We start from the raw sequence: 26,629 nt of genomic DNA, 5'->3' as shown, positions 1-26,629 counted from the left end.
ACCGGAGGAGTCACGATGACCACTGTCCCCACCTTCACCGCCCACAACGGCTTCGCACTCCCGGCGATCGGGCTCGGCACGTATGCGCTCAACGGCGATGTCGGAGCGGATGCCGTCGCAGGGGGCATCGGAGCGGGCTACCGGCTCATCGACACGGCCTTCAACTACGAGAACGAGGGATCCGTCGGGCGAGGCGTCGCCGCGTCCGACGTCGACCGCTCGGAGATCATCGTCACCACGAAGCTCCCCGGACGCCACCACGCGTCTGCGAAGGCGCGCACCAGCATCGAGGAGAGCCGCTCGCGCCTCGGGCTCGACGCGACGGACCTGCACCTCATCCACTGGCCCAACCCGAGCCAGGACGAATACGTCCAGGCCTGGGCTGCGCTGGTCGACGCGCAGGCGCGCGGAATCGTCCGACAGATCGGCGTCTCGAACTTCCTCCCGGAGCACCTGGAGCGTATCGAGCGCGAGACCGGTGTGCGTCCCGTCGTCAACCAGATCGAGGTTCACCCGTACTTTCCGCAGGAGGAGCAGCTCGCTTACCACCGCGAGCACGGCATCCTCACCGAGGCATGGAGCCCGCTTGGGCGCGCCAAGGAGCTGCTCGACGAGGCAGTGATCCATGAGGTCGCCGCCGCGCACGGCGTGACACCGGCGCAGACGGTCCTCGCATGGCACGTCGCCCGTGGCACGGTGTCGATCCCCAAGGCGTCGTCCCGGGAGCACCAGGAAGCGAACCTCGCGGCGGCCGAGATCGTGCTCGACGACGCCGAGGTCTCTGCGATCACTGCGCTCGGGCGCCCCGACGGCCGGCTGTTCGACGGCGACCCGAGGACCCACGAGGAGTCCTGACCCGCGTTCGGTCAGACGTTCTGCGTCCCCAGCACCCGCAGGAACTCGAGCTTGCTCGCCGCTTCGCTGCCCGGCGCTGCCGTGAGCACGATCAACGCCTGCGACTCGTCTTCGGTGAAGAGCGCCTGACAGTCGACCTCGATCTCGCCGAGCTCGGGGTGCACCATGACCTTGTGCTGCTCGAACCTGCGGCTCACCTCATGCGCATCCCACAGCTCGACGAACTCCGGGCTCCGAGCAGCGAGTTCTGCGACGATCTCGCCCGCCCGTGAACGCGCCCCCATCACACCGTGGGCCGCACGAAGGGACCCGACGAGTGCACGAGCCTGTCGCGGGTGGTCGGCCTCGCGATACCGACGCCGCTCGTCGTCGGGACAAGCGAACCACCGGTAGATGCCGCTGCGGTCGAGACCGGTGAGTGAACTCGCGTCGCCCACGAGCGCGCGGGAGGCGTCGTTCTGCACCAGCACCTCGTCGAGAAGCGAGACGACGAAGGCGGGGGTGTCGTGCAACCGGTCGAGCACGCGGAGGATGCCGGGGCGCACGTAGTCGGTCACGTGCGCACGGTCGGGAGCGCTGTGTCCGCAGAGGCGGAACAGGTAGTCGCGTTCGTCCTCGGTGAGCCGCAGCGCCCGGGCGAGCGAGGCGAGGATCTGCACGCTGGGTTGCGGACCCCGCCGCTGTTCGAGGCGCGTGTAGTAGTCCGTCGACATGGTCGCCAGCTGGGCCACCTCCTCGCGGCGCAGCCCCGCGGTACGACGACGGGCGCCCGCCGAGAGCCCCACATCCGCAGGGGTGAGGGACTCCCTGCGACGGAGCAGGAACTCGGCCAATGCATCACGATCCACTCCTGAAGTATCCACCGGCGTCGCCGCACATTCCAGGGACCACCGATCCCTGGATGACCGCTCTCTGGAGCACCAATCGAGTGGAGCCGAGGCTGGGAACATGAACATCAGCGGAAACACCATCTTCATCCCCGGCGCGACCAGCGGTATCGGCCTCGCCCTCGCTCTGCGCCTGCACGAACGCGGCAATACTGTCATCGTGGGCGGGCGCCGGCAGGACCGTCTCACCTCGATCGCCGAGGAACACCCCGGCATCCACACGGTTCGGATCGACACGACGGATGCGGCAAGCATCGACGACGCGTCGCGCACGGTGATCACCGAGCACCCCGAGTTGAACGTGCTCATCACGATGGCCGGGGTCATGCGCACCGAGGACTGGACGACGCCTTCGGGCTTCCTCACCACGGCGGAAGAGACGGTCGCCACGAACATCCTCGGTCCGATCCGCCTCATCGCCGCGTTCATCGACCACCTGCGTGCGCAGCAGGACGCCACGATCATGACCGTGTCGTCGGGGCTCGCTTTCGCCCCGCTTCGTGTGACGCCCACATACAACGCCAGCAAGGCCGCGATCCACATGCTCAGCGAATCGCTGCGCCTGCAGCTGGCGGGGACGAGCGTCTCTGTGCTCGAGCTCGAGCCGCCGGCGGTCCGTACGCAGCTCATGCCGGGTCACGAGGACAACGAGGCAGCGATGCCGCTCGACGACTTCATCGACGAGGTGACGGCACTGATCGAGTCACAGCCGCACGCCACCGAGATCCAGGTCGAGCGGGTGAAGTTCCTCCGCTACGGCGAGGCTCGCGGCGACTACGACCAGGTCGTCGCGACGCTGAACCGGACCGACCCGCACGGACGCTGAGAGCGAAGGGCTGCCGGTTCGCGCCGGCGTCCCCTCAGCGGCGCAGATCGGCCGCGGCCGCCTGCAGCGCATCCGCGGACTGATGGAGCAGCCCGAGCTCGTGGTCCGAGAACGAGGTGTTACGGATGGGCACGGCACCCTTCGCACTCACGATCGACGGCACGGACAGCGCGACCCCGTCGAGACCGTGGAAGTCGCGCAGCACTGTGCTCACGGGCATCACGGCGTGCTCGTCGCGCAGGATCGCCTCGACGATGCGCGCGCTGGACAGACCGATCGCGTAGTTGGTCGCGCCCTTGCCCAGGATGACCTTGTACGCGGCGTCGCGCACGTCGACCGCGATGTCCTGCAACTCGTCGAGGGTGAATCGCGGGTGCCCCGGCGTCTCCCACTCCAGGATCGGGACCGTGCCGATCGTCGCCCGCGACCACAGCGGGAACTCCGTGTCTCCGTGCTCGCCGACGATGTACGCGTGCACACTGGCGGTGGAGACGCCGGCGCGCTCCCCCAGCTTCCAGCGCAGCCGGGAGGTGTCGAGCACTGTTCCGGAGGCGAAGATCCGCTCCGGCGGAAGCCCCGTCTCCTCCTGCGCGATCACCGTGAGCACATCGCACGGATTGGTGACGATCACGTAGACCGCGTTCGGGGCGACCTCGAGCAGATCCGGCATCATGCGACGGATGATGCCGGCGTTGACCTCGGCGAGCTCGATGCGGGTCTGTCCCGGCTTCTGCTTCGCTCCGGCGGTGATGACCACGACATGCGACCCCGCGGCCACCGAGATGTCGCTGCCGCCGACTATGTCGCTCGAACCGGTGAACTGCGTTCCGTGGGCGAGGTCGAGCACCTCGGCCTCCACCTTCTCGGTCGCGATGTCGTAGAGCGCGACGTGTCGGGCCGACCCGCGGATCAGCGCCGCGTAGGCGACACTCGATCCCACGCTTCCCGCACCGACGACCGTGAGCTTCGAGTTCTCGATGATCTCCATGCGCTCAGTCTTACAGTGCCGGGCGCCGATCCGGGAGGGGTGGCGCCGGGAGATCTCAGAGCGCTGCGGCGACGGCGGCGGCCGCGGTGGCGTGCGTGAACCGGAACCCCGTGCGCTCGAGCACCTGAGGGCGCACGTCCGCGTCCGGGAGCAGCAGAGACTCCGCCGCATCGCCGAGTGCGAACCGGAGTACCCAGGTCGGCACCGGCAGCCAGAACGGACGGTGCATCCGGGCCGCGAGGGCACGGCCGATGTCGTTCGCGGAGGCAGGAGTGGGCCCCGTCAGATTGACGGGACCGGCGATCTTCTGGTCCAGCACGTGCCGGATCGCCGCCACCTCGTCGTCGAGTGAGATCCACGGCCAGATCTGCGTGCCGCGTCCGAGCGGGCCGGAGACGCCGAACCTGGTCAGCTGGATGAGGGGCTTGAGCACTCCGCGCCGGTGGATGACGGGCGCCGTGCGCAGCAGCGCGACCCTGGTGTGGTCCTCGGCCTGGCGCGCCTCGGCCTCCCAGCGCACGGTGAGGTCGGCCAGGAACGTCTGACCAGCAGTGGAATCCTCCGTGAGCACCTCGCCGGGAACGGACCCGTAGTAGCCGACAGCGGACGCCGACACGAGGGCCGGGGCTTCGGAGCGCAGAGAACGCAGAGCGGTCGTGATCGTCCGCGTCGCCTGCAGACGAGAGTCGACCAGCTCACGACGGTACCCCTTTGTCCACGGCAGCCGTCCGACACTCGCACCGCCCAGTGCGACGATGGCTTCGGCCCCGGCGAGCACGTCCGGATCGAGGGCACGCTCCCCCGGTGCCCATTGCGCCTCGGCGTCGGACCGCGGAGCCCGGCGAATGAGTGCGGTCACCTCGACGCCGTCGGCGCGGAGCGATGATGCGAGGGCGGACCCGATCAGTCCCGATGCCCCGCTGATGACGATGCGTCGCGCCATGTGTGAGAACTCCCCGTCCCTGATCATCGAGTCTTGCCGTGGGTCCGAGGGTACGCGCTCGAGGCTCGAGGAGCTGCGGGCCTTGCGCCGATGGCTCGCGACGGGTAGGTCCGGTGCTCGATTCCACCCCGTCTGTCGCAGGTCAATCGGCGCGTCGGTAGTGCGTCCAGATAGCTCCGTTCCGGAGCGGCGTCGCCGAGATCAGCGCGAGCCGTCGCGTGCTCGGCAGTCCCCTCTCGTAGAGGGTCGGTCCGTGACCGACGATCCGGGGCTGGACGAGGAACCGGTACTCGTCGACGAGGCCGAGCCGGTCGAGTTCGGCAGCCAGAGAGATGCTGCCGAGCAGCACCCCCGCCGGTGTCTCGTCCTTGAGCTTCTGCACACCCGCGCGCAGATCTCCGGCGATGCGATGGCTGTTCGCCCAGGGGAAGTCCTCGCGAGTGGACGACACCACATACTTCGGCTTGGCGTCGAGCTTGACCGCCCATTCCCGCATCGTGGAATCTGCCTCCACTTCTCCGCGGGCGACCGCCGGCCACGCGCTCTCCATCATCTCGTAGGTCGTGCGACCCCAGAGCATCGCGCCGGCTTCGTCCATGAGCTGAGTGAAGAGGGGATGGGTCTCGCCATCGGCGATGCCCTCCCGATGGTCGACGCAGCCGTCGAGGGTGATGTTGATGCTGAAGGTCAGGAGTCCCATGCGGGGAGCATAGGACTGCGACGCGGCGACCGCCAGGGTTCGAGGTGGTGTGGGCCCTGCCGGGATCGAACCGACGACATCCACGGTGTAAACGTGGCGCTCTACCAGCTGAGCTAAAGGCCCTGGTGCACCCAGTGTATCGGCCACCCGATGCGCACCCGTGTCGTAGAAGAGGGATAGGCTGATTGCGGCGCGCGTTGTGCACAGCTGACAAGGCTGCCCGTGTCGCTTCCCGTTTCCTTGGCATGACCTGCCAGCTTGACGAAAGGTTCGCCCCGTGACCGTGCACGACCAGGATCCTTATTCCCAGGGCCCCCTCGACAGCGATCCGGAGGAGACCGGCGAGTGGCAGCAGTCCCTCGACGAGCTGGTCGATGCCAAGGGCCACGGCCGAGGCCGCGAGATCATGCTCAGCCTCCTCAAGCGCTCGAAGGAGCTGCACCTGGGCGTGCCGATGGTCCCGACGACGGACTACATCAACACCATCGCGTCCGAGAACGAACCCGAGTTCCCCGGTGACGAGGAGATCGAGCGCCGCTACCGCGCCTGGATCCGGTGGAACGCCGCGATCACGGTGCACCGCGCGCAGCGCCCCGGTATCGGCGTCGGCGGTCACATCTCGACCTACGCCTCGTCGGCGGCTCTCTACGAAGTCGGCTTCAACCACTTCTTCAAGGGTGCCGACAACCCGGGCGGCGCCGACCAGATCTTCATCCAGGGCCACGCCTCCCCCGGCACCTACGCCCGCTCCTTCCTCGAAGGACGCCTGAGCGAGGACCAGCTCGACGGCTTCCGCCAGGAGAAGTCGCACGCACCGCACGGCATCCCGTCGTACCCGCACCCGCGCCTGATGCCGGAGTACTGGCAGTTCCCGACCGTGTCGATGGGCCTCGGCCCGATCAACGCGATCTACCAGGCGATGTCGAACAAGTACCTCGAGAACCGTGGCATCAAGGACACGTCCCAGTCGCACGTCTGGGCGTTCCTCGGCGACGGCGAGATGGACGAGGTCGAGAGCCGCGGCCAGCTGCAGGTCGCCGCCAACGAGGGCCTCGACAACCTGACCTTCATCGTCAACTGCAACCTGCAGCGCCTCGACGGCCCTGTGCGCGGCAACGGCAAGATCGTCCAGGAGCTGGAGTCGTTCTTCCGCGGCGCCGGCTGGAACGTCATCAAGGTCGTCTGGGGCCGTGAGTGGGACGACCTGCTCGCCCGCGACACCGAGGGCGCTCTGCTCAACCTGATGAACGTCACCCCCGACGGGGACTACCAGACGTACAAGGCCGAGTCCGGCGCGTACATCCGCGAGCACTTCTTCGGCCGCGACGAGCGCGCCGCCGCCCTCGTCAAGGACTACTCCGACGACGACATCTGGAACCTCAAGCGCGGTGGCCACGACTACCGCAAGGTCTACGCCGCGTTCAAGGCAGCGACCGAGCACAAGGGCAAGCCCACCGTCATCCTCGCGAAGACCGTCAAGGGCTACGGCCTCGGTCCGCACTTCGAGGGCCGCAACGCGACCCACCAGATGAAGAAGATGACGCTGGACAACCTGAAGACGTTCCGCGACGCGATGCACATCCCGATCACGGACGCGCAGCTCGAGGAGAACCCGTACCTGCCCCCGTACTACAACCCGGGCCCCCAGGACGAGACGATCCAGTACATGCTCGAGCGCCGTCAGGCACTCGGCGGCTACCTACCGGAGCGCCGCTCGACGCACGTCGGCCTGTCGCTGCCGGACGACACCGCATATGCGCTTCCCAAGAAGGGTTCCGGCACGCAGGAGATCGCCACCACCATGGCATTCGTCCGTCTGCTCAAGGACCTGCTGCGTTCGAAGGACTTCGGCCACCGCATCGTGCCGATCATCCCCGACGAGGCGCGCACGTTCGGTATGGACGCGTACTTCCCCTCGGCGAAGATCTACAACCCGAACGGCCAGCACTACACGTCGGTCGATCGCGAGCTGCTCCTCGCCTACAAGGAGAGCCCGCAGGGCCAGATCGTGCACGTCGGCATCAACGAGGCCGGCGCACTCGCAGCCTTCACCGCCGCCGGAACCTCCTACGCCACGCACGGTGAGCCGCTCATCCCGGTCTACATCTTCTACTCGATGTTCGGCTTCCAGCGCACGGGCGACGCTCAGTGGGCTGCCGGAGACCAGATGGCCCGCGGCTTCATCATGGGCGCCACCGCCGGTCGCACCACCCTCACCGGTGAAGGCCTCCAGCACGCCGATGGCCACTCGCATCTGCTCGCCGCCACCAACCCGGCGACGATCTCGTACGACCCGGCCTACGGCTACGAGATCGCGCATATCGTGCGCTCCGGTCTCGATCGCATGTACGGCGGCAACCACGAGGACCCCAACGTGATGTACTACATCACGCTCTACAACGAGCCGATCGTGATGCCCGCCGAGCCGGAGAACGTGGACGTGGACGGTATCGTCCGCGGCATCCACCGCATCTCGGTCGGCGAGGGCGACGGCCCCCGCGCGCAGCTGTTCGCGTCGGGTGTCGGACTCCCCTGGGCTCTCGAGGCCCAGGAGCTGCTGAAGAACGACTGGGGCGTGATCGCCGACGTCTGGTCGGTCACCTCCTGGACCGAGCTGCGCCGCGACGGCCTCGCCGCTGACGAGCACAACTTCCTGCACCCCGAGGCGGAGCCGCGCACCGCGTACCTCACCCAGAAGCTCCAGGGCGCCGAAGGTCCGGTCGTCGCGGTCAGCGACTTCATGCACGCCGTGCAGGACCAGATCCGCCCGTGGGTCCCGAACCGCTTCGCCACGCTCGGCGCCGACGGCTTCGGCTTCTCGGACACCCGTGCAGCTGCTCGTCGCTTCTTCAAGATCGACGGCCCGTCGATCGTCGTCCGCACGCTGCAGTCGCTCGCCGAAGACGGCAAGGTCGACCGCTCGCTCGCGGCGCAGGCGATCGAGAAGTACCGTCTGCACGACGTGAACGCCGGCACCAGCGGCAACGCGGGTGGCGAAAGCTGAGCCCTCAGTGACAGGTTCTTCTCCTTCCGGCATGGACAAGGCCGCGACGCTCACCTGGCTGCGCCGGATCTCCGGTGACATCGCCTCGGTGACGATCAAGCGCCTGGAGGACACCCTCCCGTGGTACGCCGACATGCCACCAGCCCGCCGCTCCGCGGTCGGGCTGGTGGCCCAGGCGGGAATCACGTCGTTCATCCAGTGGTACGAAGACCCCAACTCCACGCCGTGGATCGCGGCGGACATCTTCGCCGCGGCACCGCGTGAGCTGCTGCGCAGCGTCAGCCTCCAGCAGACCCTGCAGCTCATCCGCGTGACCGTCGAGGTCACCGAGGAACGCGTCGCCGGGCGGGGGAACGATCTCCGCGAGGCGATCCTGTTGTACTCGCGCGACGTCGCCTTCGCGGCGGCGGATGTGTACGCCAGAGCTGCGGAGGCCCGCGGCCTCTGGGATGCGCGCCTCGAAGCCCTCGTCGTCGACTCGATCCTCACCGGCGAAGCTGACGAAGAGCTTCCAAGCCGGATCGCGGCACTCGGCTGGCACGGCCACGGCGAGGTCGCCGTCCTGGTCGGCACCACCCCTCCACAGTTCGACGTGGACCTCGTCCGCCGAACGGCCAGGAAGCTCGCCGTCGACGTGCTCATCGGCGTTCAGGGCTCTCGTCTCGTCCTCGTCCTCGGGCGCGCACGCGCCGAAGGAGCTGAAGGGGAAGAAGAGGAGCTGGGGTTCCAGGAGATCGCGACCAGGCTCGAGCCGTCGTTCGGACCGGGTTATGTCGTACTCGGGCCCGCTGTCGCGGCGCTCGTCGACGCGAGCCAGAGCGCGCGGGCAGCCCTGGCCGGTTTCGCGGTCGCCCGGGCCTGGCGCAGCGCACCCCGTCCGGTCGAAGCCGACGACCTGCTCCCGGAACGAGCCCTCGCCGGAGACCCGCTCGCGAAGCAGACGCTGATCGAGCGCATCTTCCGTCCCCTGCAGGCGCACTCCACCGACCTGGTCACCACCCTCTGGAGCTACCTCGACAACGGACGCTCCCTCGAGGCGACGGCCCGCGAGCTCTTCGTGCACCCGAACACCGTGCGCTACCGACTCAAGCGCGTGAGCGAGGTGATCGGGTGGGATGCCACCGGTCCCCGCGAGGCGCTCATCCTGCAGACCGCGCTGATCCTCGGCTCCATCGGCACGGCGGAGCAGGTGCGGCGACGAGCCCCGCTTCGGCGACAGCAGCGCTGATACCCGGCCGATCTGTGCGCCACACACAAGGGTTTCTCGCAATCTTGTGATGGATCATCCACCGCTCTGCCGCAATCGTTGGCAGACTGGGTGGGTGATTGTCGTCGTATGCCCTGGTCAGGGCTCGCAGACCCCCGGTTTCCTCGCTCCTTGGCTCGAGCTCGACGGAGTGGCCGAGCGCCTCGCCGCGTACTCGGATGCCGCAGAGGTCGATCTCCGCGAACACGGCACGGTGTCGGATGCCGATACCATCCGTGACACGCGCATCGCGCAGCCGCTCATCGTCGCAGCGTCCCTGATCGCCGGTGACGCACTCGTCCAGAAGGCGGGACGCCGCGCCGACGGCATCGCCGGACACTCGGTGGGCGAGATCGCGGCGCTCGTGGGCAGCGATGTGATCGACGCCGAGACCGGCATGCGCCTCGTCGGCATCCGCGGTCGTGCGATGGCCGATGCCGCAGCGCAGGAGCAGACCGGCATGAGCGCGGTTCTCGGTGGCGATGAGGAAGCCCTCCTCGCACGACTCGCCGAACTCGACCTCGCCCCCGCGAACTACAACGGCGGTGGACAGATCGTGGTCGCCGGCGCGCTTCCTGCCCTCGCAGCTCTCGCCGAGGAGCCCCTCAAAGGCACGCGCGTGATCCCCCTCCAGGTCGCCGGTGCGTTCCACACCCGCTACATGGCCTCGGCCGTCTCGGCCCTCCGCGATGCGGTCGCCGATGTCACGCCCGCGAACCCCGACATCACGCTGTGGACCAATCGTGACGGCTCTGCCGTCGCTGACGGCGCTCAGGCGCTCAGCTACCTCGTCGACCAGGTCTCCTCCCCCGTGCGCTGGGACCTGTGCATGCGGTCGTTCTCCGACGCCGGCGTCACCGGTGTGATCGAACTCGCTCCCGCTGGCGCCCTGGTCGGACTCGCCAAGCGCGGCCTCCGTGGCGTGCCGACCGTTGCTGTGAAGACCCCCGAAGACCTCGATGCAGCCGTCGCGCTGCTGAACGGAGAAGCCGCATGAGCGTCACCCTCGCCCAGGTCACCGGCCCCGCCTACACCCGCATCTACTCGTACGGTGCCGCCCGCGGTGAGAACGCCGTGCCGAACGAAGACCTGATCGGGCCGATCGACTCCAGCGACGAGTGGATCCGCCAGCGCACCGGCATCATCACTCGTGCCCGTGCCGACAAGGGCACCGACGCCATCGACCTCGCCACCACGGCCGCAGCCGAGGCCATCGAGAAGTCGGGCGTGCCGGCCGATCAGGTCGACCTGGTGATCGTCGCGACCATCAGCAACCCGAAGCAGACCCCCTCGGTCTCGGCCATCGTCGCCGACCGCGTCGGTGCGAATCCGGCCGCCGCCTACGACATCAACGCGGCCTGCGCCGGATACGCCTACGCGATCGCCCAGGCCGACGCCCTGATCAAGGCCGGAGCAGCCCGCTACGCACTGGTCATCGGCACCGAGAAGCTGTCCGATGTCGTCGACCCGACCGACCGCAGCATCTCGTTCCTCCTCGGCGACGGGGCGGGTGCCGCACTGATCGGCCCGAGCGACACGCCGGGCATCGCCCCCGCTGTCTGGGGCTCCGACGGCTCGAAGGCCGACGCCGTGGGCATGAACGGCACGCTGACCGACTTCCGCGACGGCGTGGTGCCGTGGCCGACCCTGCGCCAGGAGGGCCAGACGGTCTTCCGCTGGGCCGTGTGGGAGATGGCCAAGGTCGCGCGCGAGGCGCTCGACCGGGCCGGCGTCGAGCCCGCCGACATCGCCGCATTCATCCCGCACCAGGCGAACATGCGCATCATCGATGAGTTCGCGAAGCAGCTGAAGCTGCCGGAGACCACGGTGATCGCCCGCGACATCGAGACCACGGGCAACACCTCGGCGGCGTCGATCCCCCTGGCGAGCCACCGTCTGATGGCCGAGCACCCCGAGCTCTCGGGCGGTCTCGCCCTGCAGATCGGCTTCGGCGCCGGACTCGTGTTCGCCGCACAGGTCGTCGTCCTTCCCTGAGAATGCGCTGACCTTCTCTAGACTGTTCCACGGTTCCGAATACAACCCGTAAGAAAGAGGAAGACCACATGGCTTTCACCAACGATGAGGTCCTCGCAGGCCTCGCAGAGCTCATCACCGACGAGACCGGCATCAACGCCTCCGAGGTCGCCCTTGAGAAGTCGTTCACCGATGACCTCGACATCGACTCCATCTCGATGATGACGATCGTCGTCAACGCCGAGGAGAAGTTCGGCGTCACCATCCCCGACGACGAGGTCAAGAACCTGAAGACCGTCGGCGACGCCGTCAGCTTCATCGTCGCGGGCCAGGAGTAATACCGGCAGGATGCCACCCCCCACCTCGCGGGGAGTGGCATCCTCCGCCCTGCCCTCTCACCCCCTTCGACGTTCGACAAGGAACCACACCCCATGACCAAGCGCATCGTCGTCACCGGCATCGGCGCCACATCCGCCATCGGCGGCACGGCCCCGGAGAACTGGACGAACCTGCTGGCCGGAATGTCCGGCACCCGCACGCTCGAACACGACTGGGTTCAGCAGTACGAGCTGCCCGTCACGTTCGCCGCCGAGGCGATCGTGCGCCCGGAAGAGGTACTCCCCCGCCACGAGGCCAAGCGCCTGGATCCGTCGTCGCAGTTCGCCCTCATCGCGGCCCGCGAGGCATGGGCCGACGCCGGTTCCCCCGAGGTCGCGCCCGAGCGCCTCGGCATCGACTTCGCCACCGGCATCGGTGGTCTCTGGACCCTGCTGGACGCCTGGGACACGCTGCGTGAGAAGGGCCCGCGACGGGTCATGCCGCTGACGGTCCCGATGCTCATGCCGAACGCCGCTGCGGGCAACCTCTCGCTGCAGTTCGAGGCTCGCGCCTATGCGCAGACCGTCGTCAGTGCGTGCGCCTCCAGCACGGAGTCGATCATCCACGCTTTCCACCACCTGCAGGACGGCCTCGCGGACGTCGTGATCGCCGGTGGCACCGAGTCCGCGATCCACCCGATCACAATGGCTTCGTTCGCATCGGCGCAGGCACTGTCGCGTCGGAACGACGATCCTGCCCACGCCTCCCGCCCCGGGGCCATCGACCGTGACGGGTTCGTCATGGGTGAGGGTGCGGCCGCGCTGATCCTCGAGACCGAGGAGCACGCCAAGGCTCGCGGCGCCAAGATCTACGGCTACGTGCTCGGCGGCGGAGTCACTGCCGACGCGTACCACATCACCGGGAACGACCCCGAGGGCAACGGCGCAGCACGAGCGGTCACGCAGGCGCTCGACGAGGCCGGCGTGACCGCTGACCAGGTCACGCACATCAACGCGCACGCGACGTCGACCCCGGTCGGCGACCCGAACGAGTACGTCGCTCTCAAGAAGGTCTTCGGCGACCGGATCGACGAGATCCCCGTGTCGGCGACGAAGGCCTCCACCGGACACCTGCTCGGTGGTACGGGGGCACTCGAAGCGATCTTCTCGCTTCTCGCGCTGCGTGATCGCGTCGCTCCGCCGACCATCAACATGACCGAGCCCGACCCGGCGGTTCCGTTCCGTCTTTCCGGCGAGGCCACGCCACTCGGCGACGGCCCCCAGATCGCCATCAGCAACTCGTTCGGTTTCGGCGGACACAACGCCGTGCTGGTCGTCGCCAGCGCCGACTGACCCTGCATACGCGAAGAGAGGCCCCCGGGATCCCGGGGGCCTCTCTTCGCGCAACAGGACCGGAGTCCGAAGCCGCTCAGACGGCGCGCAGTGTCCCGAGCTGACGCGAACGGGCTTCACGGATGCGCGTGATGCGGGGCAGGAACCACCCGATCAGCGGACCGACTCCGAAGGCGAAGAGCACCGTTCCGACGCCCACCGGGCCGCCGAGGAGGAAGCCGACGAGCAGCACACTTCCCTCGATCAGGGTGCGGACGAGCCACACCGCCCATCCGGTGCGGCGAACCAGCCCCGTCATCAGGCCATCGCGCGGCCCAGGCCCGAAGTCGGCAGCGATGTAGAGGCCCGTCGCGAAGGCGAGGAGCAGGAGCCCGAAGACGAACATGGGGGCACCGATCCACACCGAAGAGGGCTGCGGGATCAGGAAGAGAGCAAGATCGGCGCACGGGCCGACCAGGAGCGCGTTCAGCACCGTGCCGAGCCCCACCCGCTGACGCAGCGGGATCCACAGCAGCAGCACGACGATCGAGACGAGCACGGTCATGACTCCGTATCCGACGCCTGTCTGCCCCGCCAGGCCCAGCGCCAGAACATCCCACGGCGCCACACCGATGCCACCTCGTACCATGAAGCCGAGCGCCACACCGTAGAGGAACAGACCGACGAGAAGCTGCACGAGCCGCTCGACGAGGTCACGCCGGCTGGTGGCGGCTATGGGGAGGAACAGAGAACGGAGGAACATCCTCCTACTCTGGCCCGTGGACCACGGTCCGATGCGAAGCCACTCGCCGCAAAGTGGCCTGCGCATATCAGACCACTTTGCGCCATGCTGGAGGCATGGGATCACGGCTCGTCGAACAGCTCGGAGTGGATAACGTCGCGGGCACCGCAGCGACGGCGCTCGCCGACCGCATCAGGGCGCTGATCCTCGACGGCCGTCTCACGGTCGGCGAGCGTCTGCCGAGTGAGCGGGCGCTCGCGCTCGAACTGCGCCGATCACGCTCGACGATCACCCGCACATACGGCCTGCTGGAGGCCGACGGCTACGTCTCCCGCCTGCACGGAGGAAGCACCCGGGTCACGCTGCCGCACGGTCGCACCGCTGCGGGCGCGGACGCCGACGACGACGCCATCGACCTCTCGATCGCCTCGATGGATTCGACACCCGGCCTGTACGACGCGACAGTCCGCTCCCTTCCCCGCCTCGCGGCCCTGCGCGGCACCAGCGGGTATTCGCTCCGCGGGCTCCCTGAGCTCCGTGAAGCCGTCGCCCAGCGGTTCCGCGATCGCGGAGCACCGACCTCCGCCGACGAGATCATCATCACGTCGGGGGCGCTCAACGCCGTGAACCTGATCCTCACGGCCATCGGGCGTCGCGGTGAAAGGGCACTGGTCGAGCAGCCGACGTTCCCCCACGCGCTCGAGGCGCTGCACCGGCACGGATACCGACTGGTGCCCACGCCCGTCGACGTCGACGGCTGGGACACCCGGCATCTGAACGAGACGCTTCTCGGGACGCGTCCGCACGTCGCCTACCTCATCCCCGACTTCCACAACCCCACCGGCGCGACGCTTCCCGATGACGAGCGCTCGCGGATCGTGACGACGGCTCGGAACGTCGGCACCCACCTCATCGTCGACGAGACGACCGCAGAGCTCGACATCGATCGCGGATGGGCGCCTGCACCGATGGCTGCGAGCGGACCGAATGTCATCACCGTCGGATCGATGTCGAAGATCGCCTGGGGCGGTATGCGCATCGGCTGGATCCGCGCGGAGCGCTCTGTGATCGCGCGACTGCTCGCCGTGCGCCCCTCCTTCGAGTTGGGCACCGCCCTGCTGGAGCAGTGCATCGCCGTGGAGCTGTTGGACGACATGCCGGCGTTGACGTCTCACGTTCGCCGCAGGTTGCGCGCAGGGCGCGACGCGGTCGAGCGCGGCGTCTCAGGGATCGCCGGGTTCCGGATGCCGTCTACGCCCGGCGGCCTCTCGGCCTGGATCGACATCGAGGCGCCGCTCTCCACCTCCCTCTCCCTGGCTGCGCGAGAGCATGGTCTCGTCTTGCCGCCGGGCCCCCGCTTCACGACCGGCGGCGTGCTCGAACGTCGACTGCGCATCCCCATCACTCTCCCGCCGGAGCGGACGACCGAAGCCATGCAACGACTGGCTCTCGCCTGGGAAGACGTGCGCGGCGGCGCGCACTCGCGCACCCACGAGCTGCGGCACACCGCCGTCATCTGACCGGCGAGCCACCTCTGCACGGCGAGGACCCCGCCTCTTTTCGGGGCGGGGTCCTCGTCGTGCGGAGCGGGGATACGTCTTCTCAGCGTCCGGGATGACTCACCGGCATCCGATACTCACGCCTCCCCCGCTCCCGGTCCGTGGCGTCGGCTAGCCGACCTTGTGGAGCCAGACGACTCTGGCGTCGTCGCTCGCGTGCCGGAACGGCTCCAGTTCCTCGTCCCAGGCGGATCCGAGCGCGATGTCCAGCTCGCGCTGCAACTCGATCGCACTGCCCGCGGCGATCTCCATGGCGTAGCGGATCCGGTCCTCGCCGATGACGATATTGCCGGCGGCATCCGTCTGGGCGTAATGGATGCCCAAGTCGGGAGTGTGCAGCCAGCGTCCGCCGTCGCTGCGCGGAGTGGGGTCCTCGGTCACCTCGAACCGCAGATGCTCCCACCCGCGGATGGACGTCGCGAGAGCAGCACCCGTGCCGACAGGGCCATCCCAGTAGAACTCGGCCCGCCGGGCACCCTCGAGGACGGGCTGCGCGGTCCAGTCGAAATTCACCGCACGCCCGATAGCGCGACCCACCGCCCATTCGAGGTGTGGGCAGAGCGCGCGAGGCGCAGAGTGGATGAACACCACTCCGCGTGAGTAAGCCGTCGCCATGATCTCTCCGTTTCATCAGGTGCGTCTTCCCCAACGACCTGAACCACGAAGTGGCGAGAATATGCGGTTGTGGGCCCATTCTCGCCGAGATCTCCTGAAATCACAAGCATGTGATTCGACGACGAAGGCCCCGGTCACATGGACCGGGGCCTTCGCAGTGCTCAGAAGAGGATCACGCCTCGCTCATGGCCTGCTTGACCTGCTGGCCCTTCGCCGCGTAGTACGCCGCACGAGCAGCGTCCTTGCGCGCCTGCTCGGCGTAGCCGAACTCCAGCGTCTCCTGGTCGACCTCGTAGTTGGGGACATCGTCAGTGCCGTGGTACTTCTCGATGTACGCGTCGAGCTCGGGGCCCGAGGTCCACGACGTGATGAGGCAGTAGCGCGGCTCGGTGCCGTTGTGCGTGGCCGCGTGCCACAGACGCTGGGTGTCGACGATGAGCTGTGCGCCGGCCGGAAGGGCGATGCGGTACTCGATGCTCGGGTCGGTGCGGTTCTCGCGCAGGACGAAGTAGCTGTCCTTGTCGTCCGTCAGGTTGAAGAAGCCGCGGACCACCCAGCCGGTACCGTCGGGGTTCAGACGGTTGTTGTCGTCCTGGTGCAGGTTGTAGAGGCACTCGCCGTAGGGGGTCGGCTGCAGCTCGATCACGCGGCAGCGGCCGACGTTGGCGCCGGGCTCCTGCGCACGACGCGTCAGGTTCGGAGCCTTCTCGGTCTGCGAATCGATCCAGACGCCGTCCTTGTCGGTGCGCGGCGGCTTGTGGTTCCAGAAGCCGTTGCACTCGATGTCGCCGAAGGCACTGGCGAGCGGCGCGAAGCGGGTGTCACCCGACGACTTCCAGTCGTTGTACTCGATGTCGAGCCATTCCTTGGGGTCGAGCTCCTGGTTGTAGCTGTCGAGGACGACGAATCCCTTTTCCTCGAGGGCAGCGGACTTGATGTAACCCATGATCGAGTCATGTTCCTTTCATCGGGGGCCAGCACGTTTTAACAGGCCCTGATAAGGCAAGCCTAACAGCGAAGCCCGCGAGCCCTTCGGAGGTCGGCCGTGGATAACCGAATAGACTGATCGGGGCGCCCGGCGAGTCCTCGGCACCCGTCGCTACGGGAGGACGAGACACCAGTATGAGCACCGCGACCAACGTCGAGGCGACAGCAGTCAACACGATCGAGTGGCTCGCGGCGGGCACCACCACCATCGTCGTCCCCGTGTATCAGCGGCAGTACCGCTGGGACATCGGCGGGTGCGAGCGTCTCCTCTCCGACATCCGCGCCGTCGCGCGGGAGGACGACGCCCACCGCCACTTCATCGGCTCGATCCTCTCCGCCGAAGACGGCACGTCGACCGATTCCGACCTGATCCTCATCGACGGTCAGCAGCGCATCACCACGCTGATGCTGCTGGTCGCCGCGCTGCACCATGCGATCCGCGACACCGATGCCGCTCTGGCCGCCTCGTTGGAACGCGTGCTCGTACGCTCGGACGACCGCGGCCGCACCAAGCTGCGCCCGCACGATGCGTGGGCCGAGTTATACGAGTCCGTCGTGCTCGACCGCCGCGACGACGCGGACCGCGAATCCCGCTTCGATGACAACTACGCCTTCTTCCGCAGTCAGATCCACGTTGACGAGGTTCCCCTCATCTGGCGTGGGCTGCAGAAGCTCGAGCACGTGTCGATCACCCTCGGAGCCGAGGCGAACGCCCAGCAGATCTTCGAGAGCCTGAACTCCACGGGCGAGCCGCTGCGCGACCACGAGCTCATCCACAACTACATCCTGATGGGGCTCAGCCACGCGGAGCAGGTCGACGTCGAAGCCCGGTTCTGGGTGCCGATCGAGCATCACACCGGTGAGGCCATCGGCGCGTTCTGGCGGCACTACCTCGTGCTCGTCACCGGCCGCGAGGTGGCGGCGAACGGCGAGCACGGCGTGTACAGCGCGTTCCGGCAGTCCTTCCCCCGCGTCGACGTCACCCACCTGCAGGCAGACGCGGAAGAGTGGCGGCACTACGCAGAGGTATACGGCATCCTCCTCGATCCCTCACGGGAGAAAGACCCGGAGATCGCGCAGCAGCTGCGGCACGTCAACACCTTCGGGCGCTCGTCGTATCCCCTCGTGCTGAGCGTGTACAGCGATCACGCGCGGGGCGTCATCGACCGCGCCGAACTCCTCGAGACGCTGGAGTGGATCCAGTCGCTGTACCTCCGCCGCGCGCTGGTCAACCTTCCGGCCGAGAGGCTGATCGCCAGGCTCTGCCGCGCACGCCGGGAAGGTCGCGATTCGCTCGCCCGCGCCTTCGCGCGGATCACCCCCTCCGACGAGCGTGTGAGCGCGGTACTGAAGTACAGCGAGCTCCCCCACCCCGCGTACGTGCTCGGTCGCCTGGAAGGCGTCGACGACGTCGACGGGTTCGACGTGGAGCACATCGTGCCCACTGTCCCCGGCGACGCCTGGTCGGGAGACGGAGAACGCCCCTGGAACGAGTACTCCGAGGACGAACAGAACAGCCATCGCGCGCTCGCCCCGACTCTCGGCAACCTGACCCTGCTCGAGCAGCCGTTGACCGAGCGCGTGTTCGGCGCCGCCTTCCCCGTCAAGCGAGATGAGGCGTATGCCCGCAGCGCGGTGCCGGCGACCCGCGAGCTCGCCGAGGTCCCGACCTGGAACACGGCCGCCATCACCCGGCGCACGGTCGCCCTCACCGCCGACCTGATCCGCATCTGGGCGCGACCGGCACTGCCGGAGATCGACGACGACGGCCTGACCCCGATCCTGGATGCCGTGCGCCGTCGCGGCTGGCCGACCGGCTGGGAACGCGAGTTCGACTACGTCGAGTACCGCGGTGAGCGCTGGGAGGTCCCCGACGTGAAGTACCTCTTCAACCGGGTCTTCCGACGCGCGTGGACCGACACGAGGGCCGCTGCCCTCGCCTACTGTGCCGCCCATGGCGGGCCGATTTACCAGGACATGGCGTGGAAGGGGCAGTGGGACGCGCTCGACGAATCCCACTTCCTCTACATGGGCTGGGACTCCAATTACATGATGACCGCTGTGCAGGGGGTGCTCGAGGAGTCGGGCATCGCCTCGGAGGTCTTCGTCAAGTACTCCTATATCGGGAATGTGATGTGATCATGACCACCGTCGTCCGCAAGCTGCTGGATCTCACCGTCGAAGAGCACACGCTCACCGTCCCTCTCGTATGGGGCGATCCTGCCGACTCCCGCACCATCGACATCTTCGCGCGCGTGGTCGCCCGCGAAGGCGGTGAGACCCTCCCCTTCCTGGTCTTCCTGCAGGGCGGACCAGGGCACGAAGCTCCCCGCCCGTTCCATTCTTCGACGTCGCCGGCCTGGCTGGATGAAGCTCTCGCCCACTACCGTCTGGTGCTCCTCGACCAGCGCGGAACGGGCCGCTCGACCCCGGTCGGCGATCACGATCTCGCCCGCGGCGCCGAGGCCGTGGCCGAGCAGCTGACCCACCTGCGCGCCGACTCGATCGTGCGCGACTGCGAGGCGATCCGCGAACACCTGGGAGCTGCCACCTGGAGCGTGCTCGGGCAGTCCTTCGGCGGCTTCACGACACTGGCCTACCTCTCGACGGACGCGTCCTCGCTGCAGGACGTCTTCATCACGGGCGGACTCAGCGCGATCGGGCGCCACCCCGATGATGTGTACGCGCTCTGCTACGAGAAAATGCGCACGACCTCCGAGCGTTACTACCGTCGGTTCCCGGAGCACCGCGACGCCATGCGGCGACTCGTCGATCTGGCAGACGCCGGCGATATCGTCCTCCCCGACGGCGAGGTCGTGTCCCGATCGCGGTTGCGATCGATGGGCTCGGCCCTCGGCACGAACGACGGCTGGCAGACCGTCTGGTCGTTGCTCGAGCGTGACCCTTCCTCCAACGCCTTCCGGCACGACCTGATGCACGCGATGCCGTTCGACGGCCGCAATCCGCTGTATTTCGCGTTCCACGAGTCCAGCTACGCCGACGGCCACGCCACCCGATGGTCGGCCGAACGCACAGAGCCCTCCGACTTCCGCGACGACCCGACGCTCTTCACGGGCGAGCACATCCGGCGCGACTGGACCGAGACGGTTCCCGCCTTCCGCCCCTGGCGTGACGTCACCCTCGCGCTCGCGGAGTACGAATGGCCGAGCATCTACGACGCCGAGGCGATCGCCGCGTCCGGGGCTACGGGCGCCGCCGCCGTCTATGTCGACGACGTGTACGTCCCGATGGAGTTCTCGCTCGAGACAGCACGCCTGCTACCCGGCGTGAAGCTGTGGGTGACCAGCGAGCACGAGCACAACGGGCTGCGCTCGGGTCCCGTGCTGTCGCGCCTCATCGACCTGGCGCAGGGCCGCCGCCTGCGCTGAGGATCATCCCTGAGGGGGATGGGCTCTCGCCGAATCGGGCATACGCTGTCGTCATGAACGAGGTGTTCGGCTGGATCTATGTGGCGATCGTCCTCATCGCAGGGCCCGGTCTCGTCGCGTTCGGCATCGCGCACACGTTCTCCCAGAAGCCCGTAGAAGAGAAGTACGACGGCGCAGGCGGTGGGTTCGGCGGCTCCTTCGATGCGATCTGGATGCCATCGGCATATGAGGCCGGGCTGGAACGCGACCGGCAGACGCAGCGGACGGCACCGGCGCCCTCGCCAGGCGACCCGCCGAGCCGCATCGACTCCGGCCGTATCGTCATCGACGTCTGAGACCGTCCCAGAGCCCTCGAGGAACGAAGAAGGCCCCACGCTCCGCGGAGCATGGGGCCTTCTTCGTGGCAGTCGTTACTTGGACGAGCCGCCGAAGCCCTTGAAGCGCTGGTTGAACTTCTCGACGCGGCCGGCCGAGTCCATGATGCGCTGCTTGCCCGTGTAGAACGGGTGCGACGCGGACGAGATCTCGACATCGATGACGGGGTACTCCACGCCGTCCAGCTCGATGGTCTTGTCGCCGGTCACGGTCGAACGGGTGAGGAACGTCTCGCCCGAGCCCAGGTCGCGGAACACGACAGCCTTGTACTCGGGGTGAATGTCAGTCTTCATGGGATTCCTTAGTTGCTGCCCTGGATTGTGCCAGGGACGAGGGAAGTCTGCGGTGCGGAGAGCACCAAGGATCGATTCTATCAGACCTGGATCAGGATGCTGCGCGGGCGGCGTAGCGGCCGTCTTCGCTGCTGAGCACGATGGGCATGCCGAACGTGTCGGTGAGCGCCTCGGCCGTGAGCGTCTCGGCGATCGGTCCGGCCGCGACGATCGCGCCGTCGCGAATCAGCATCACGTGCGTGAAACCCACCGGGATCTCCTCGACGTGGTGCGTCACCATCAGCATCGCCGGCGTCGTCGGCGAGGAAGCGTACCCGCTGAGCAGCGCCAGCAGCTCTTCTCGCGATCCGAGATCGAGCGAGGCGGTCGGCTCGTCCAGCAGCAGTAGCTCCGGATCGGTCATCACGGCGCGCGCGATCTGCACGCGCTTCTGCTCGCCATCGCTCAGCGTGCCGAACGTGCGGTCCGCCAGGTGGTCGAGGCGCCAGTCGGCGAGGACGCGGAGCGCGCGGCGCTCATCGATGTCCTCGTAGTTCTCGTTCCAGCGACCGAGCACCGAGTATGCGGCGGTGAGCACGGTGTTGAGGACCGTCTCGTCGCGGGGAACGCGCTTGGCCATCGCGGACGAGGCGAACCCGATGCGCGGGCGCACCTCGAAGACGTCGGTGCGGCCCAGAGTCTCGCCCAGCACGGCCACGGTGCCCGAGGTCGGGTGCATGAGGGTGTCGGCCAGCTGCAGGAGGGTGGTCTTGCCCGCCCCGTTCGGTCCGAGGATCACCCATCGCTGATCGTCGTCGACCTCCCAGGTCACGTGATCGATGATGTTGCGTCCTTCACGGCGCACGACGACGTCGGTGAATTCCAGAGCGCTCGGCATGGTTCCAGCCTATCGGCTCAGGCGGTGAGCTCCGCGTAGAGCGCGCGCGTCGTCTCCGCGATCGCGGCCCAGCTGAAGTCGTCCCGCGCGCGCTCGCGTCCGGCCTCACCGTAGGCCCGCGCGCGCTCCGGATCCATGGCGACCTCGGTGAGCACTGCGGCCAGGTCCGCCACGTAGCGCTCCGGATCCACCGGCGTGCCGGTGCCGTCCTGCAGCTGTTCGATCGGTACGAGCCGACCCGTGACGCCGTCGGACACGACCTCGGGGATGCCCCCGGTCGCGGTGCCGACGACCGCAGCGCCGCAGGCCATCGCCTCGAGGTTCACGATCCCGAGAGGTTCGTAGACGGAGGGACAGACGAAGGTCGTCGCCGCGGTCAGGATCGCCGACAGCTCATCGCGCGGCAGCATCCGCTCCACCCAGATGACGCCTTCACGCGTCTCCTGCAGAAGCCGCACTCCCTGTTGCACCTCGGCCATGATCTCCGGGGTGTCCGGGGCACCGGCGCACAGGACGAGCTGCACCTCGGGCGGTAGGAGTCGGGCGGCCTGCAGCAGATAAGGCAGACCCTTCTGCCGCGTGATCCGGCCGACGAACACGACGGAGGGACGTGCGGGATCCATTCCGATCGACCGGAGGAATGCCGCGTCCTGCACCGGGCGCCAGCGTTCGACGTCGATGCCGTTGTGGATCACGCGGACCTTCGCAGGGTCGACCTGCGGATAGCTGCGGAGGATGTCGGCGCGCATGCCGGCGCTCACCGCGATCACCGCGGCGGCGTTCTCGTAGGCGAGTCGCTCGATGCCGCTGGAGATCGCGTAACCGCCGCCCAGCTGCTCGGCCTTCCAGGGGCGGAGGGGCTCCAGGCTGTGCGCGGTGAGAACGTGCGGGATACCGTGAAGCTGCGAGGCCAGGTGGCCGGCGAAGTTCGCGTACCAGGTGTGACTGTGGACGAGGTCGGCGTCGGCGATGGCGGCGACGATCTCGAGGTCTGTCCCCAGCGTCTGCAGCGCGGGGTTCGCTCCGGTGAGTTCCGCGGGCGTGCGATAGGCGAAGGTACCGGGTTCGTCGCGGGTCGCCCCGAACGCACGCACCCGCACGTCGACGTGCTCTCGAAGCGCGGCGACGAGTTCCGCCACATGCACTCCGGCACCGCCGTAGACCTCGGGCGGGTACTCCTTCGTGATCATTTCGACTCGCATGTCTGAACGCTAGTACAGCGGCCGGGAACGCATCTATGGTGGAGCCATGTCCGCTCCAAAGAAGGTCTTCGGGATCATCCTCGCCGGCGGCGAGGGCAAGCGCCTCATGCCGCTCACGGCGGATCGCGCGAAACCCGCAGTGCCGTTCGGCGGACAGTATCGCCTGATCGATTTCGCCATCTCGAACCTCATCAACTCCGGCCTGCGGCAGATCGTCGTGCTGACGCAGTACAAGTCGCACAGCCTCGACCGGCACATCTCGCAGACCTGGCGGATGTCGGCGCTCCTCGATTCGTACGTGACCTCGGTCCCCGCGCAGCAGCGACTCGGCAAGCGATGGTTCTCGGGATCCGCCGACGCGATCCTGCAGAGCATGAACCTGATCAACGATGAGAAGCCCGACATCGTCGTCGTCATCGGCGCCGACCACGTGTACCGGATGGACTTCCGGCAGATGCTGGAGGCCCACATCGAATCCGGTGCGAAGGCGACCGTCGCCGGGATCCGCCAGCCCCTCGCCCTGGCTTCGCAGTTCGGGGTGATCGATGCCGATGCCGAGTCCGGGCGCATCAAGCAGTTCTTGGAGAAGCCGACCGACATCGCCGGCCTCGAGGATTCGCCGCACGAGGTGCTCGCCTCGATGGGGAACTACATCTTCGACGCCGACGCACTCATCGCCGCCGTCGAGGCCGACGGCGAGTCGCCGACCTCCGGGCACGACATGGGCGGCGACATCGTCCCGTACTTCGTCGACCGCGGCGAGGCCGGATACTACGACATGAAGCAGAACGACGTGCCCGGCTCCTCCCCGCGCGATCGTTCCTACTGGCGGGACGTGGGGACGATCGACTCGTTCTTCGACGCGCACCGCGACCTGATCTCGACCCTGCCCGTGTTCAACCTCTACAACATGGAGTGGCCGATCCACTCGCAAGCGGTCAACTCGCCGCCCGCGAAGTTCGTGCGGGACTCGGTCGGGCGCATCGGGAATGCGATCGACTCGATCGTCTCGCTCGGATCGGTCCTGTCCGGCACCCATCTGGAACGCAGTGTGGTCGGCCCCTGGACGCTCGCCGGCGGCGGCTCGACCATCACGGACTCGGTGGTCTTCGACCACGTCCAGGTGGGGCAGGGCGCGCGCATCCATCGGGCGATCCTCGACAAGAACGTGGTGCTGGCCGACGGGGCTACGGTGGGCGTCGATCGCGAGCGGGACCTCGCACGGGGTTTCACCGTGACGGAGTCCGGCATCACCGTCGTCGGCAAGGGCGTTTTCATCGAACGCTGACGCCGTCATGGCACATCGGCACGCCAGGTGATCGATAGGCTCGACGGGTGACCGCTGCGCGCTTCCTCGTCGTCCTCGATGCCGACTCCACCCTGATCCGCAACGAGGTGATCGAGCTGCTCGCCGACGAGGCCGGGCGCCGCGCGGAGGTGCAGGCGGCCACGGAGGCGGCCATGCGCGGCGAAGTCGACTTCTCCACGAGCCTTCGTTTCCGGGTCGCGGCCCTTCAGGGCGTGCCGGTCTCGGCATTCGAGCGGGTACGTGCACGGATCGAACCCACGCCCGGAGTGCGCGATCTCACCGCCGCCGTCCACGACCGCGGCGGTGTCGTCGGAGTCGTGTCCGGGGGGTTCCACGAGATCCTCGACCACATCGCGCCGGGGCTCGGAGTCGACCGGTGGCGGGCCAATCGTCTGGAGCTCGCCGACGGCGAACTCACCGGTCGCGTCGACGGCGACATCGTCGACGGAGCTTTCAAGGCCGCCTCGCTCCAGGAATGGGCAGCGGAACTCGGCGTACCCTCGCATGCGACGATCGCGATCGGCGACGGCGCGAACGACCTGCAGATGATGGCGGTCGCTGGACTCGGCCTCGCCTTCAACGCGAAGCCCGCGGTTCGCGAAGCGGCGAGCCTCGTCATCGGACCGCAGGATCTGTCCGAGGTCATCGCGCTGCTCCCGTAGCCGAGACCTGGTGAATGTCGGTCGCCGCAGCTAGCGTCGGCTCATGGACATCATCCTCATCCCCGGACTCTGGCTCGACGCCTCGAGCTGGAACGACGTGATCCCCGCTCTCGAACGGGCAGGGCACCGCGTGCACGCCCTCACCATGCCAGGGCTCGGCGAGCCCGCGGCCGCCACCTCCGATGTCGGCATCGCGGACTGGGTCGACGCCGCGGTCGCCGCAGTCGATGAGGTCGACGGCGATGTCGTGGTCGTCGGACACAGCGGAGGTGGCAACGTCGCATGGGGTGTCGCCGATGCGCGCCCCGACCGCGTGAGCCGAGTGATCTTCGTCGACACCGTCCCTCCTCCGCCCGGAAACGGGATCAGCGAGTTCCCGATCGTCGACGGGGTCGTCCCGTTCCCCGGCTGGGACTTCTTCGAGGATGAAGACGTGCACGACCTCGACGAGGCCACACGCGCACGCACAGCGCCGCTCACGTCGAGCGTCCCCGCACGCGTGCCGACCGACGGCATCGCCCTCACCGACCCCGCGCGCTATCGAGTGCCCGTCACACTGCTCATGGGCGATCTGGATCAGGCGACGTTCGAGGGGCTGATCGACCAGTGGGGCCCATTCGGCGAGGAGTACCGCGCGATCGAGGATGCGGAGGTCATCCGGATCGGCTCCGCCCACTGGCCGCAGTTCACCGTGCCGGATCGCCTCGGCGAACTCCTCACCGCAGCGATCTCGCGCTGATCGAACGGCGTGGGGTCAGTGCCCCATGCCGAGACCACCGTCGACGGGGATGACCGCACCAGAGATGTACCCGGCGTCGTCGCCCGCGAGCCAGGTCACGACGCCCGCGACCTCGTCGGGAGTGGCGAATCGTCCGGCCGGGATGTTCGCCTTGTACTGCTTCTGCGTCTCTTCCGGGAGCTCGGCCGTCATGTCGGTCTCGATGAATCCCGGGGCGACGACGTTGGCGGTGATCCCCCGCGCGCCGAGTTCGCGGGTGATCGAGCGGGCGAACCCGACGAGCGCGCTCTTCGACGCGGAGTAATTGACCTGACCCGCGGAACCGTAGAGCCCCACGACACTCGAGATCAGGATGATGCGGCCGAAACGCGCGCGGAGCATACCCTTCGAGGCGCGCTTGACGACGCGGAACGTGCCGCCGAGGTTCGTCGCGACCACGCTGTCGAAGTCGTCTTCGCTCATGCGGAGGAGCAGCGTGTCCTTCGTGATACCGGCGTTCGCGACAACGATCTCGACCGGGCCGAGCTGCTGCTCCACCTCGGTGAACGCCGCGTCGAGAGCCGCGGCGTCGGTCACATCCGCACGGACGGTGAGCGTCCCCTCCGGCCCTTCGCCGCTGCGGGCGGTGACGGCGACCCGGTACCCGTCGCGCACGAAGCGCTCTGCGATGGCGCGGCCTATGCCGCGATTGCCGCCGGTGACGAGGACGACGCGCTCAGCACTCATGGGGGACACTCCTGATCTGGCCGGTCGGCCCGCGGTCCCGGGCCGTCATCGATCCTATCGACCATGCCGCTGCCGGCTGCGC

The 26,629-nt window shown here is 68.0% G+C and carries 26 protein-coding genes and 1 tRNA gene; 15 read left to right on the top strand and 12 right to left on the bottom strand.

Annotation, left to right across the window (positions count from 1 at the left end):
- The first annotated feature begins 15 nt into the window (after window positions 1-15).
- A complete protein-coding gene (locus ACCO44_RS11980; protein WP_372466693.1) occupies window positions 16-855 on the top strand; it encodes an aldo/keto reductase in 840 nt (279 codons plus the stop codon).
- An 11-nt stretch (window positions 856-866) separates the two neighbouring features.
- Here ACCO44_RS11980 and ACCO44_RS11975 read toward each other — a convergent pair whose 3' ends face one another.
- Window positions 867-1,703 (bottom strand): helix-turn-helix transcriptional regulator, encoded by an 837-nt coding sequence (locus ACCO44_RS11975; protein ID WP_372466692.1) that lies wholly within the window; start codon window positions 1,701-1,703, stop codon window positions 867-869.
- Between the two features lie 100 nt (window positions 1,704-1,803).
- Here ACCO44_RS11975 and ACCO44_RS11970 point away from each other — a divergent pair, with 100 nt between their 5' ends.
- Entirely contained in the window at window positions 1,804-2,568 is a 765-nt protein-coding gene (locus tag ACCO44_RS11970) for an SDR family oxidoreductase (RefSeq protein ID WP_372466691.1), read from the top strand.
- Window positions 2,569-2,602: 34 nt separating this feature from the next.
- Here ACCO44_RS11970 and ACCO44_RS11965 read toward each other — a convergent pair whose 3' ends face one another.
- From ACCO44_RS11965 to ACCO44_RS11950, 4 genes are all read right to left on the bottom strand, one after another.
- Window positions 2,603-3,556, bottom strand: a complete 954-nt coding sequence (locus ACCO44_RS11965; protein ID WP_372466689.1) for an L-lactate dehydrogenase — start codon at window positions 3,554-3,556, stop codon at window positions 2,603-2,605.
- Window positions 3,557-3,611: 55 nt separating this feature from the next.
- Complete coding sequence (locus tag ACCO44_RS11960) at window positions 3,612-4,499, bottom strand: TIGR01777 family oxidoreductase (RefSeq protein ID WP_372466688.1); 888 nt, start codon at window positions 4,497-4,499, stop codon at window positions 3,612-3,614.
- 142 nt (window positions 4,500-4,641) lie between these two features.
- Window positions 4,642-5,199, bottom strand: coding sequence for a dihydrofolate reductase family protein (locus ACCO44_RS11955; RefSeq protein ID WP_372466686.1), 558 nt, complete (start codon window positions 5,197-5,199; stop codon window positions 4,642-4,644).
- A 50-nt stretch (window positions 5,200-5,249) separates the two neighbouring features.
- A tRNA-Val gene (locus ACCO44_RS11950) sits at window positions 5,250-5,322 on the bottom strand.
- Window positions 5,323-5,476: 154 nt separating this feature from the next.
- On the opposite strand from ACCO44_RS11950, the gene aceE reads away from it, so the two are divergent.
- The 6 genes from aceE to ACCO44_RS11920 all read left to right on the top strand — a co-directional run bounded on the left by aceE (window position 5,477) and on the right by ACCO44_RS11920 (window position 13,093).
- Window positions 5,477-8,203, top strand: a complete 2,727-nt coding sequence (aceE, locus tag ACCO44_RS11945) for a pyruvate dehydrogenase (acetyl-transferring), homodimeric type (RefSeq protein WP_105710059.1) — start codon at window positions 5,477-5,479, stop codon at window positions 8,201-8,203.
- A gap of 31 nt (window positions 8,204-8,234) precedes the next feature.
- Window positions 8,235-9,431, top strand: coding sequence for a CdaR family transcriptional regulator (locus ACCO44_RS11940; protein WP_029261788.1), 1,197 nt, complete (start codon window positions 8,235-8,237; stop codon window positions 9,429-9,431).
- A gap of 94 nt (window positions 9,432-9,525) precedes the next feature.
- Window positions 9,526-10,446: an ACP S-malonyltransferase gene (locus ACCO44_RS11935; protein ID WP_105710060.1), complete on the top strand. Its 921-nt coding sequence runs from the start codon at window positions 9,526-9,528 to the stop codon at window positions 10,444-10,446.
- On the top strand, window positions 10,443-11,444 hold the full coding sequence (locus tag ACCO44_RS11930) for a beta-ketoacyl-ACP synthase III (protein ID WP_262001037.1): 1,002 nt from the start codon (window positions 10,443-10,445) through the stop codon (window positions 11,442-11,444). The genes ACCO44_RS11935 and ACCO44_RS11930 overlap by 4 nt, the downstream gene beginning before the upstream one ends.
- 68 nt (window positions 11,445-11,512) lie before the next feature.
- The gene (locus ACCO44_RS11925; RefSeq protein ID WP_017830435.1) at window positions 11,513-11,761 is read left to right on the top strand and encodes an acyl carrier protein; all 249 of its coding nucleotides are present in this window, start codon (window positions 11,513-11,515) and stop codon (window positions 11,759-11,761) included.
- 93 nt (window positions 11,762-11,854) lie between these two features.
- Complete coding sequence (locus ACCO44_RS11920) at window positions 11,855-13,093, top strand: beta-ketoacyl synthase (protein WP_029261785.1); 1,239 nt, start codon at window positions 11,855-11,857, stop codon at window positions 13,091-13,093.
- 76 nt (window positions 13,094-13,169) lie between these two features.
- Here the strand turns inward: ACCO44_RS11920 and ACCO44_RS11915 are convergent, their stop codons facing one another.
- Window positions 13,170-13,835, bottom strand: coding sequence for a YitT family protein (locus ACCO44_RS11915; protein WP_372466683.1), 666 nt, complete (start codon window positions 13,833-13,835; stop codon window positions 13,170-13,172).
- 95 nt (window positions 13,836-13,930) lie between these two features.
- Between ACCO44_RS11915 and ACCO44_RS11910 the strand changes: the two genes are divergently transcribed.
- Complete coding sequence (locus ACCO44_RS11910) at window positions 13,931-15,334, top strand: PLP-dependent aminotransferase family protein (RefSeq protein ID WP_372466682.1); 1,404 nt, start codon at window positions 13,931-13,933, stop codon at window positions 15,332-15,334.
- Between the two features lie 150 nt (window positions 15,335-15,484).
- Here ACCO44_RS11910 and ACCO44_RS11905 read toward each other — a convergent pair whose 3' ends face one another.
- Both ACCO44_RS11905 and ACCO44_RS11900 read right to left on the bottom strand, forming a co-directional pair.
- The gene (locus ACCO44_RS11905; protein ID WP_029261782.1) at window positions 15,485-15,988 is read right to left on the bottom strand and encodes a DUF3145 domain-containing protein; all 504 of its coding nucleotides are present in this window, start codon (window positions 15,986-15,988) and stop codon (window positions 15,485-15,487) included.
- A gap of 172 nt (window positions 15,989-16,160) precedes the next feature.
- The gene (locus tag ACCO44_RS11900) at window positions 16,161-16,934 is read right to left on the bottom strand and encodes a hypothetical protein (RefSeq protein WP_105710063.1); all 774 of its coding nucleotides are present in this window, start codon (window positions 16,932-16,934) and stop codon (window positions 16,161-16,163) included.
- Window positions 16,935-17,110: 176 nt separating this feature from the next.
- On the opposite strand from ACCO44_RS11900, the gene ACCO44_RS11895 reads away from it, so the two are divergent.
- Genes ACCO44_RS11895 through ACCO44_RS11885 form a run of 3 tightly spaced genes read left to right on the top strand, consistent with a single transcriptional unit; the run spans window position 17,111 to window position 20,699 of the window.
- Window positions 17,111-19,114 carry a DUF262 domain-containing protein gene (locus ACCO44_RS11895; protein WP_372466681.1) on the top strand — a complete coding sequence of 668 codons (2,004 nt, stop codon included), beginning with the start codon at window positions 17,111-17,113 and terminating at the stop codon, window positions 19,112-19,114.
- Window positions 19,111-20,364, top strand: a complete 1,254-nt coding sequence (locus ACCO44_RS11890; protein ID WP_372466679.1) for an alpha/beta fold hydrolase — start codon at window positions 19,111-19,113, stop codon at window positions 20,362-20,364. Before ACCO44_RS11895 ends, ACCO44_RS11890 begins: the two co-directional genes overlap by 4 nt.
- A gap of 53 nt (window positions 20,365-20,417) precedes the next feature.
- Entirely contained in the window at window positions 20,418-20,699 is a 282-nt protein-coding gene (locus ACCO44_RS11885) for a hypothetical protein (protein ID WP_372466678.1), read from the top strand.
- A 75-nt stretch (window positions 20,700-20,774) separates the two neighbouring features.
- Here the strand turns inward: ACCO44_RS11885 and ACCO44_RS11880 are convergent, their stop codons facing one another.
- The 3 genes from ACCO44_RS11880 to glgA all read right to left on the bottom strand — a co-directional run bounded on the left by ACCO44_RS11880 (window position 20,775) and on the right by glgA (window position 23,111).
- Complete coding sequence (locus ACCO44_RS11880; protein WP_028501712.1) at window positions 20,775-21,032, bottom strand: type B 50S ribosomal protein L31; 258 nt, start codon at window positions 21,030-21,032, stop codon at window positions 20,775-20,777.
- 91 nt (window positions 21,033-21,123) lie between these two features.
- Window positions 21,124-21,909 carry an ABC transporter ATP-binding protein gene (locus ACCO44_RS11875; protein ID WP_372466676.1) on the bottom strand — a complete coding sequence of 262 codons (786 nt, stop codon included), beginning with the start codon at window positions 21,907-21,909 and terminating at the stop codon, window positions 21,124-21,126.
- Between the two features lie 17 nt (window positions 21,910-21,926).
- Window positions 21,927-23,111, bottom strand: coding sequence for a glycogen synthase (gene glgA / locus ACCO44_RS11870; RefSeq protein WP_372466675.1), 1,185 nt, complete (start codon window positions 23,109-23,111; stop codon window positions 21,927-21,929).
- A gap of 46 nt (window positions 23,112-23,157) precedes the next feature.
- On the opposite strand from glgA, the gene glgC reads away from it, so the two are divergent.
- Genes glgC through ACCO44_RS11855 form a run of 3 tightly spaced genes read left to right on the top strand, consistent with a single transcriptional unit; the run spans window position 23,158 to window position 25,821 of the window.
- Complete coding sequence (glgC, locus tag ACCO44_RS11865; protein ID WP_029261775.1) at window positions 23,158-24,399, top strand: glucose-1-phosphate adenylyltransferase; 1,242 nt, start codon at window positions 23,158-23,160, stop codon at window positions 24,397-24,399.
- 47 nt (window positions 24,400-24,446) lie between these two features.
- On the top strand, window positions 24,447-25,082 hold the full coding sequence (serB, locus tag ACCO44_RS11860; RefSeq protein WP_372466674.1) for a phosphoserine phosphatase SerB: 636 nt from the start codon (window positions 24,447-24,449) through the stop codon (window positions 25,080-25,082).
- Between the two features lie 43 nt (window positions 25,083-25,125).
- On the top strand, window positions 25,126-25,821 hold the full coding sequence (locus tag ACCO44_RS11855) for an alpha/beta fold hydrolase (protein WP_262001046.1): 696 nt from the start codon (window positions 25,126-25,128) through the stop codon (window positions 25,819-25,821).
- A 15-nt stretch (window positions 25,822-25,836) separates the two neighbouring features.
- On the opposite strand, the gene ACCO44_RS11850 is transcribed toward ACCO44_RS11855, so the two are convergent.
- Complete coding sequence (locus tag ACCO44_RS11850; RefSeq protein ID WP_029261772.1) at window positions 25,837-26,547, bottom strand: beta-ketoacyl-ACP reductase; 711 nt, start codon at window positions 26,545-26,547, stop codon at window positions 25,837-25,839.
- Between the last annotated feature and the right edge of the window lie 82 nt (window positions 26,548-26,629).

The organism is Microbacterium maritypicum (genome assembly GCF_041529975.1).
Lineage (GTDB): Bacteria > Actinomycetota > Actinomycetes > Actinomycetales > Microbacteriaceae > Microbacterium.
The sequence above is the reverse complement of the archived record's forward strand: the minus strand, read 5'-3'. Positions and strand labels throughout refer to the sequence as shown.

What these genes read in the sequence shown, in the direction of transcription:
- ACCO44_RS11850 (WP_029261772.1), bottom strand. Translation starts at nt 26,547, where the DNA reads ATGAGTGCTGAGCGCGTCGTCCTCGTCACCGGCGGCAATCGCGGCATA.
- ACCO44_RS11980 (WP_372466693.1), top strand. Translation starts at nt 16, where the DNA reads ATGACCACTGTCCCCACCTTCACCGCCCACAACGGCTTCGCACTCCCG.
- glgC (WP_029261775.1), top strand. Translation starts at nt 23,158, where the DNA reads ATGTCCGCTCCAAAGAAGGTCTTCGGGATCATCCTCGCCGGCGGCGAG.
- ACCO44_RS11960 (WP_372466688.1), bottom strand. Translation starts at nt 4,499, where the DNA reads ATGGCGCGACGCATCGTCATCAGCGGGGCATCGGGACTGATCGGGTCC.
- ACCO44_RS11915 (WP_372466683.1), bottom strand. Translation starts at nt 13,835, where the DNA reads ATGTTCCTCCGTTCTCTGTTCCTCCCCATAGCCGCCACCAGCCGGCGT.
- ACCO44_RS11885 (WP_372466678.1), top strand. Translation starts at nt 20,418, where the DNA reads ATGAACGAGGTGTTCGGCTGGATCTATGTGGCGATCGTCCTCATCGCA.
- ACCO44_RS11920 (WP_029261785.1), top strand. Translation starts at nt 11,855, where the DNA reads ATGACCAAGCGCATCGTCGTCACCGGCATCGGCGCCACATCCGCCATC.
- ACCO44_RS11970 (WP_372466691.1), top strand. Translation starts at nt 1,804, where the DNA reads ATGAACATCAGCGGAAACACCATCTTCATCCCCGGCGCGACCAGCGGT.
- ACCO44_RS11930 (WP_262001037.1), top strand. Translation starts at nt 10,443, where the DNA reads ATGAGCGTCACCCTCGCCCAGGTCACCGGCCCCGCCTACACCCGCATC.
- ACCO44_RS11905 (WP_029261782.1), bottom strand. Translation starts at nt 15,988, where the DNA reads ATGGCGACGGCTTACTCACGCGGAGTGGTGTTCATCCACTCTGCGCCT.
- ACCO44_RS11925 (WP_017830435.1), top strand. Translation starts at nt 11,513, where the DNA reads ATGGCTTTCACCAACGATGAGGTCCTCGCAGGCCTCGCAGAGCTCATC.
- ACCO44_RS11965 (WP_372466689.1), bottom strand. Translation starts at nt 3,556, where the DNA reads ATGGAGATCATCGAGAACTCGAAGCTCACGGTCGTCGGTGCGGGAAGC.
- ACCO44_RS11855 (WP_262001046.1), top strand. Translation starts at nt 25,126, where the DNA reads ATGGACATCATCCTCATCCCCGGACTCTGGCTCGACGCCTCGAGCTGG.
- ACCO44_RS11895 (WP_372466681.1), top strand. Translation starts at nt 17,111, where the DNA reads ATGAGCACCGCGACCAACGTCGAGGCGACAGCAGTCAACACGATCGAG.
- glgA (WP_372466675.1), bottom strand. Translation starts at nt 23,111, where the DNA reads ATGCGAGTCGAAATGATCACGAAGGAGTACCCGCCCGAGGTCTACGGC.
- ACCO44_RS11880 (WP_028501712.1), bottom strand. Translation starts at nt 21,032, where the DNA reads ATGAAGACTGACATTCACCCCGAGTACAAGGCTGTCGTGTTCCGCGAC.
- ACCO44_RS11955 (WP_372466686.1), bottom strand. Translation starts at nt 5,199, where the DNA reads ATGGGACTCCTGACCTTCAGCATCAACATCACCCTCGACGGCTGCGTC.
- ACCO44_RS11910 (WP_372466682.1), top strand. Translation starts at nt 13,931, where the DNA reads ATGGGATCACGGCTCGTCGAACAGCTCGGAGTGGATAACGTCGCGGGC.
- ACCO44_RS11940 (WP_029261788.1), top strand. Translation starts at nt 8,235, where the DNA reads ATGGACAAGGCCGCGACGCTCACCTGGCTGCGCCGGATCTCCGGTGAC.
- ACCO44_RS11900 (WP_105710063.1), bottom strand. Translation starts at nt 16,934, where the DNA reads ATGGGTTACATCAAGTCCGCTGCCCTCGAGGAAAAGGGATTCGTCGTC.
- ACCO44_RS11875 (WP_372466676.1), bottom strand. Translation starts at nt 21,909, where the DNA reads ATGCCGAGCGCTCTGGAATTCACCGACGTCGTCGTGCGCCGTGAAGGA.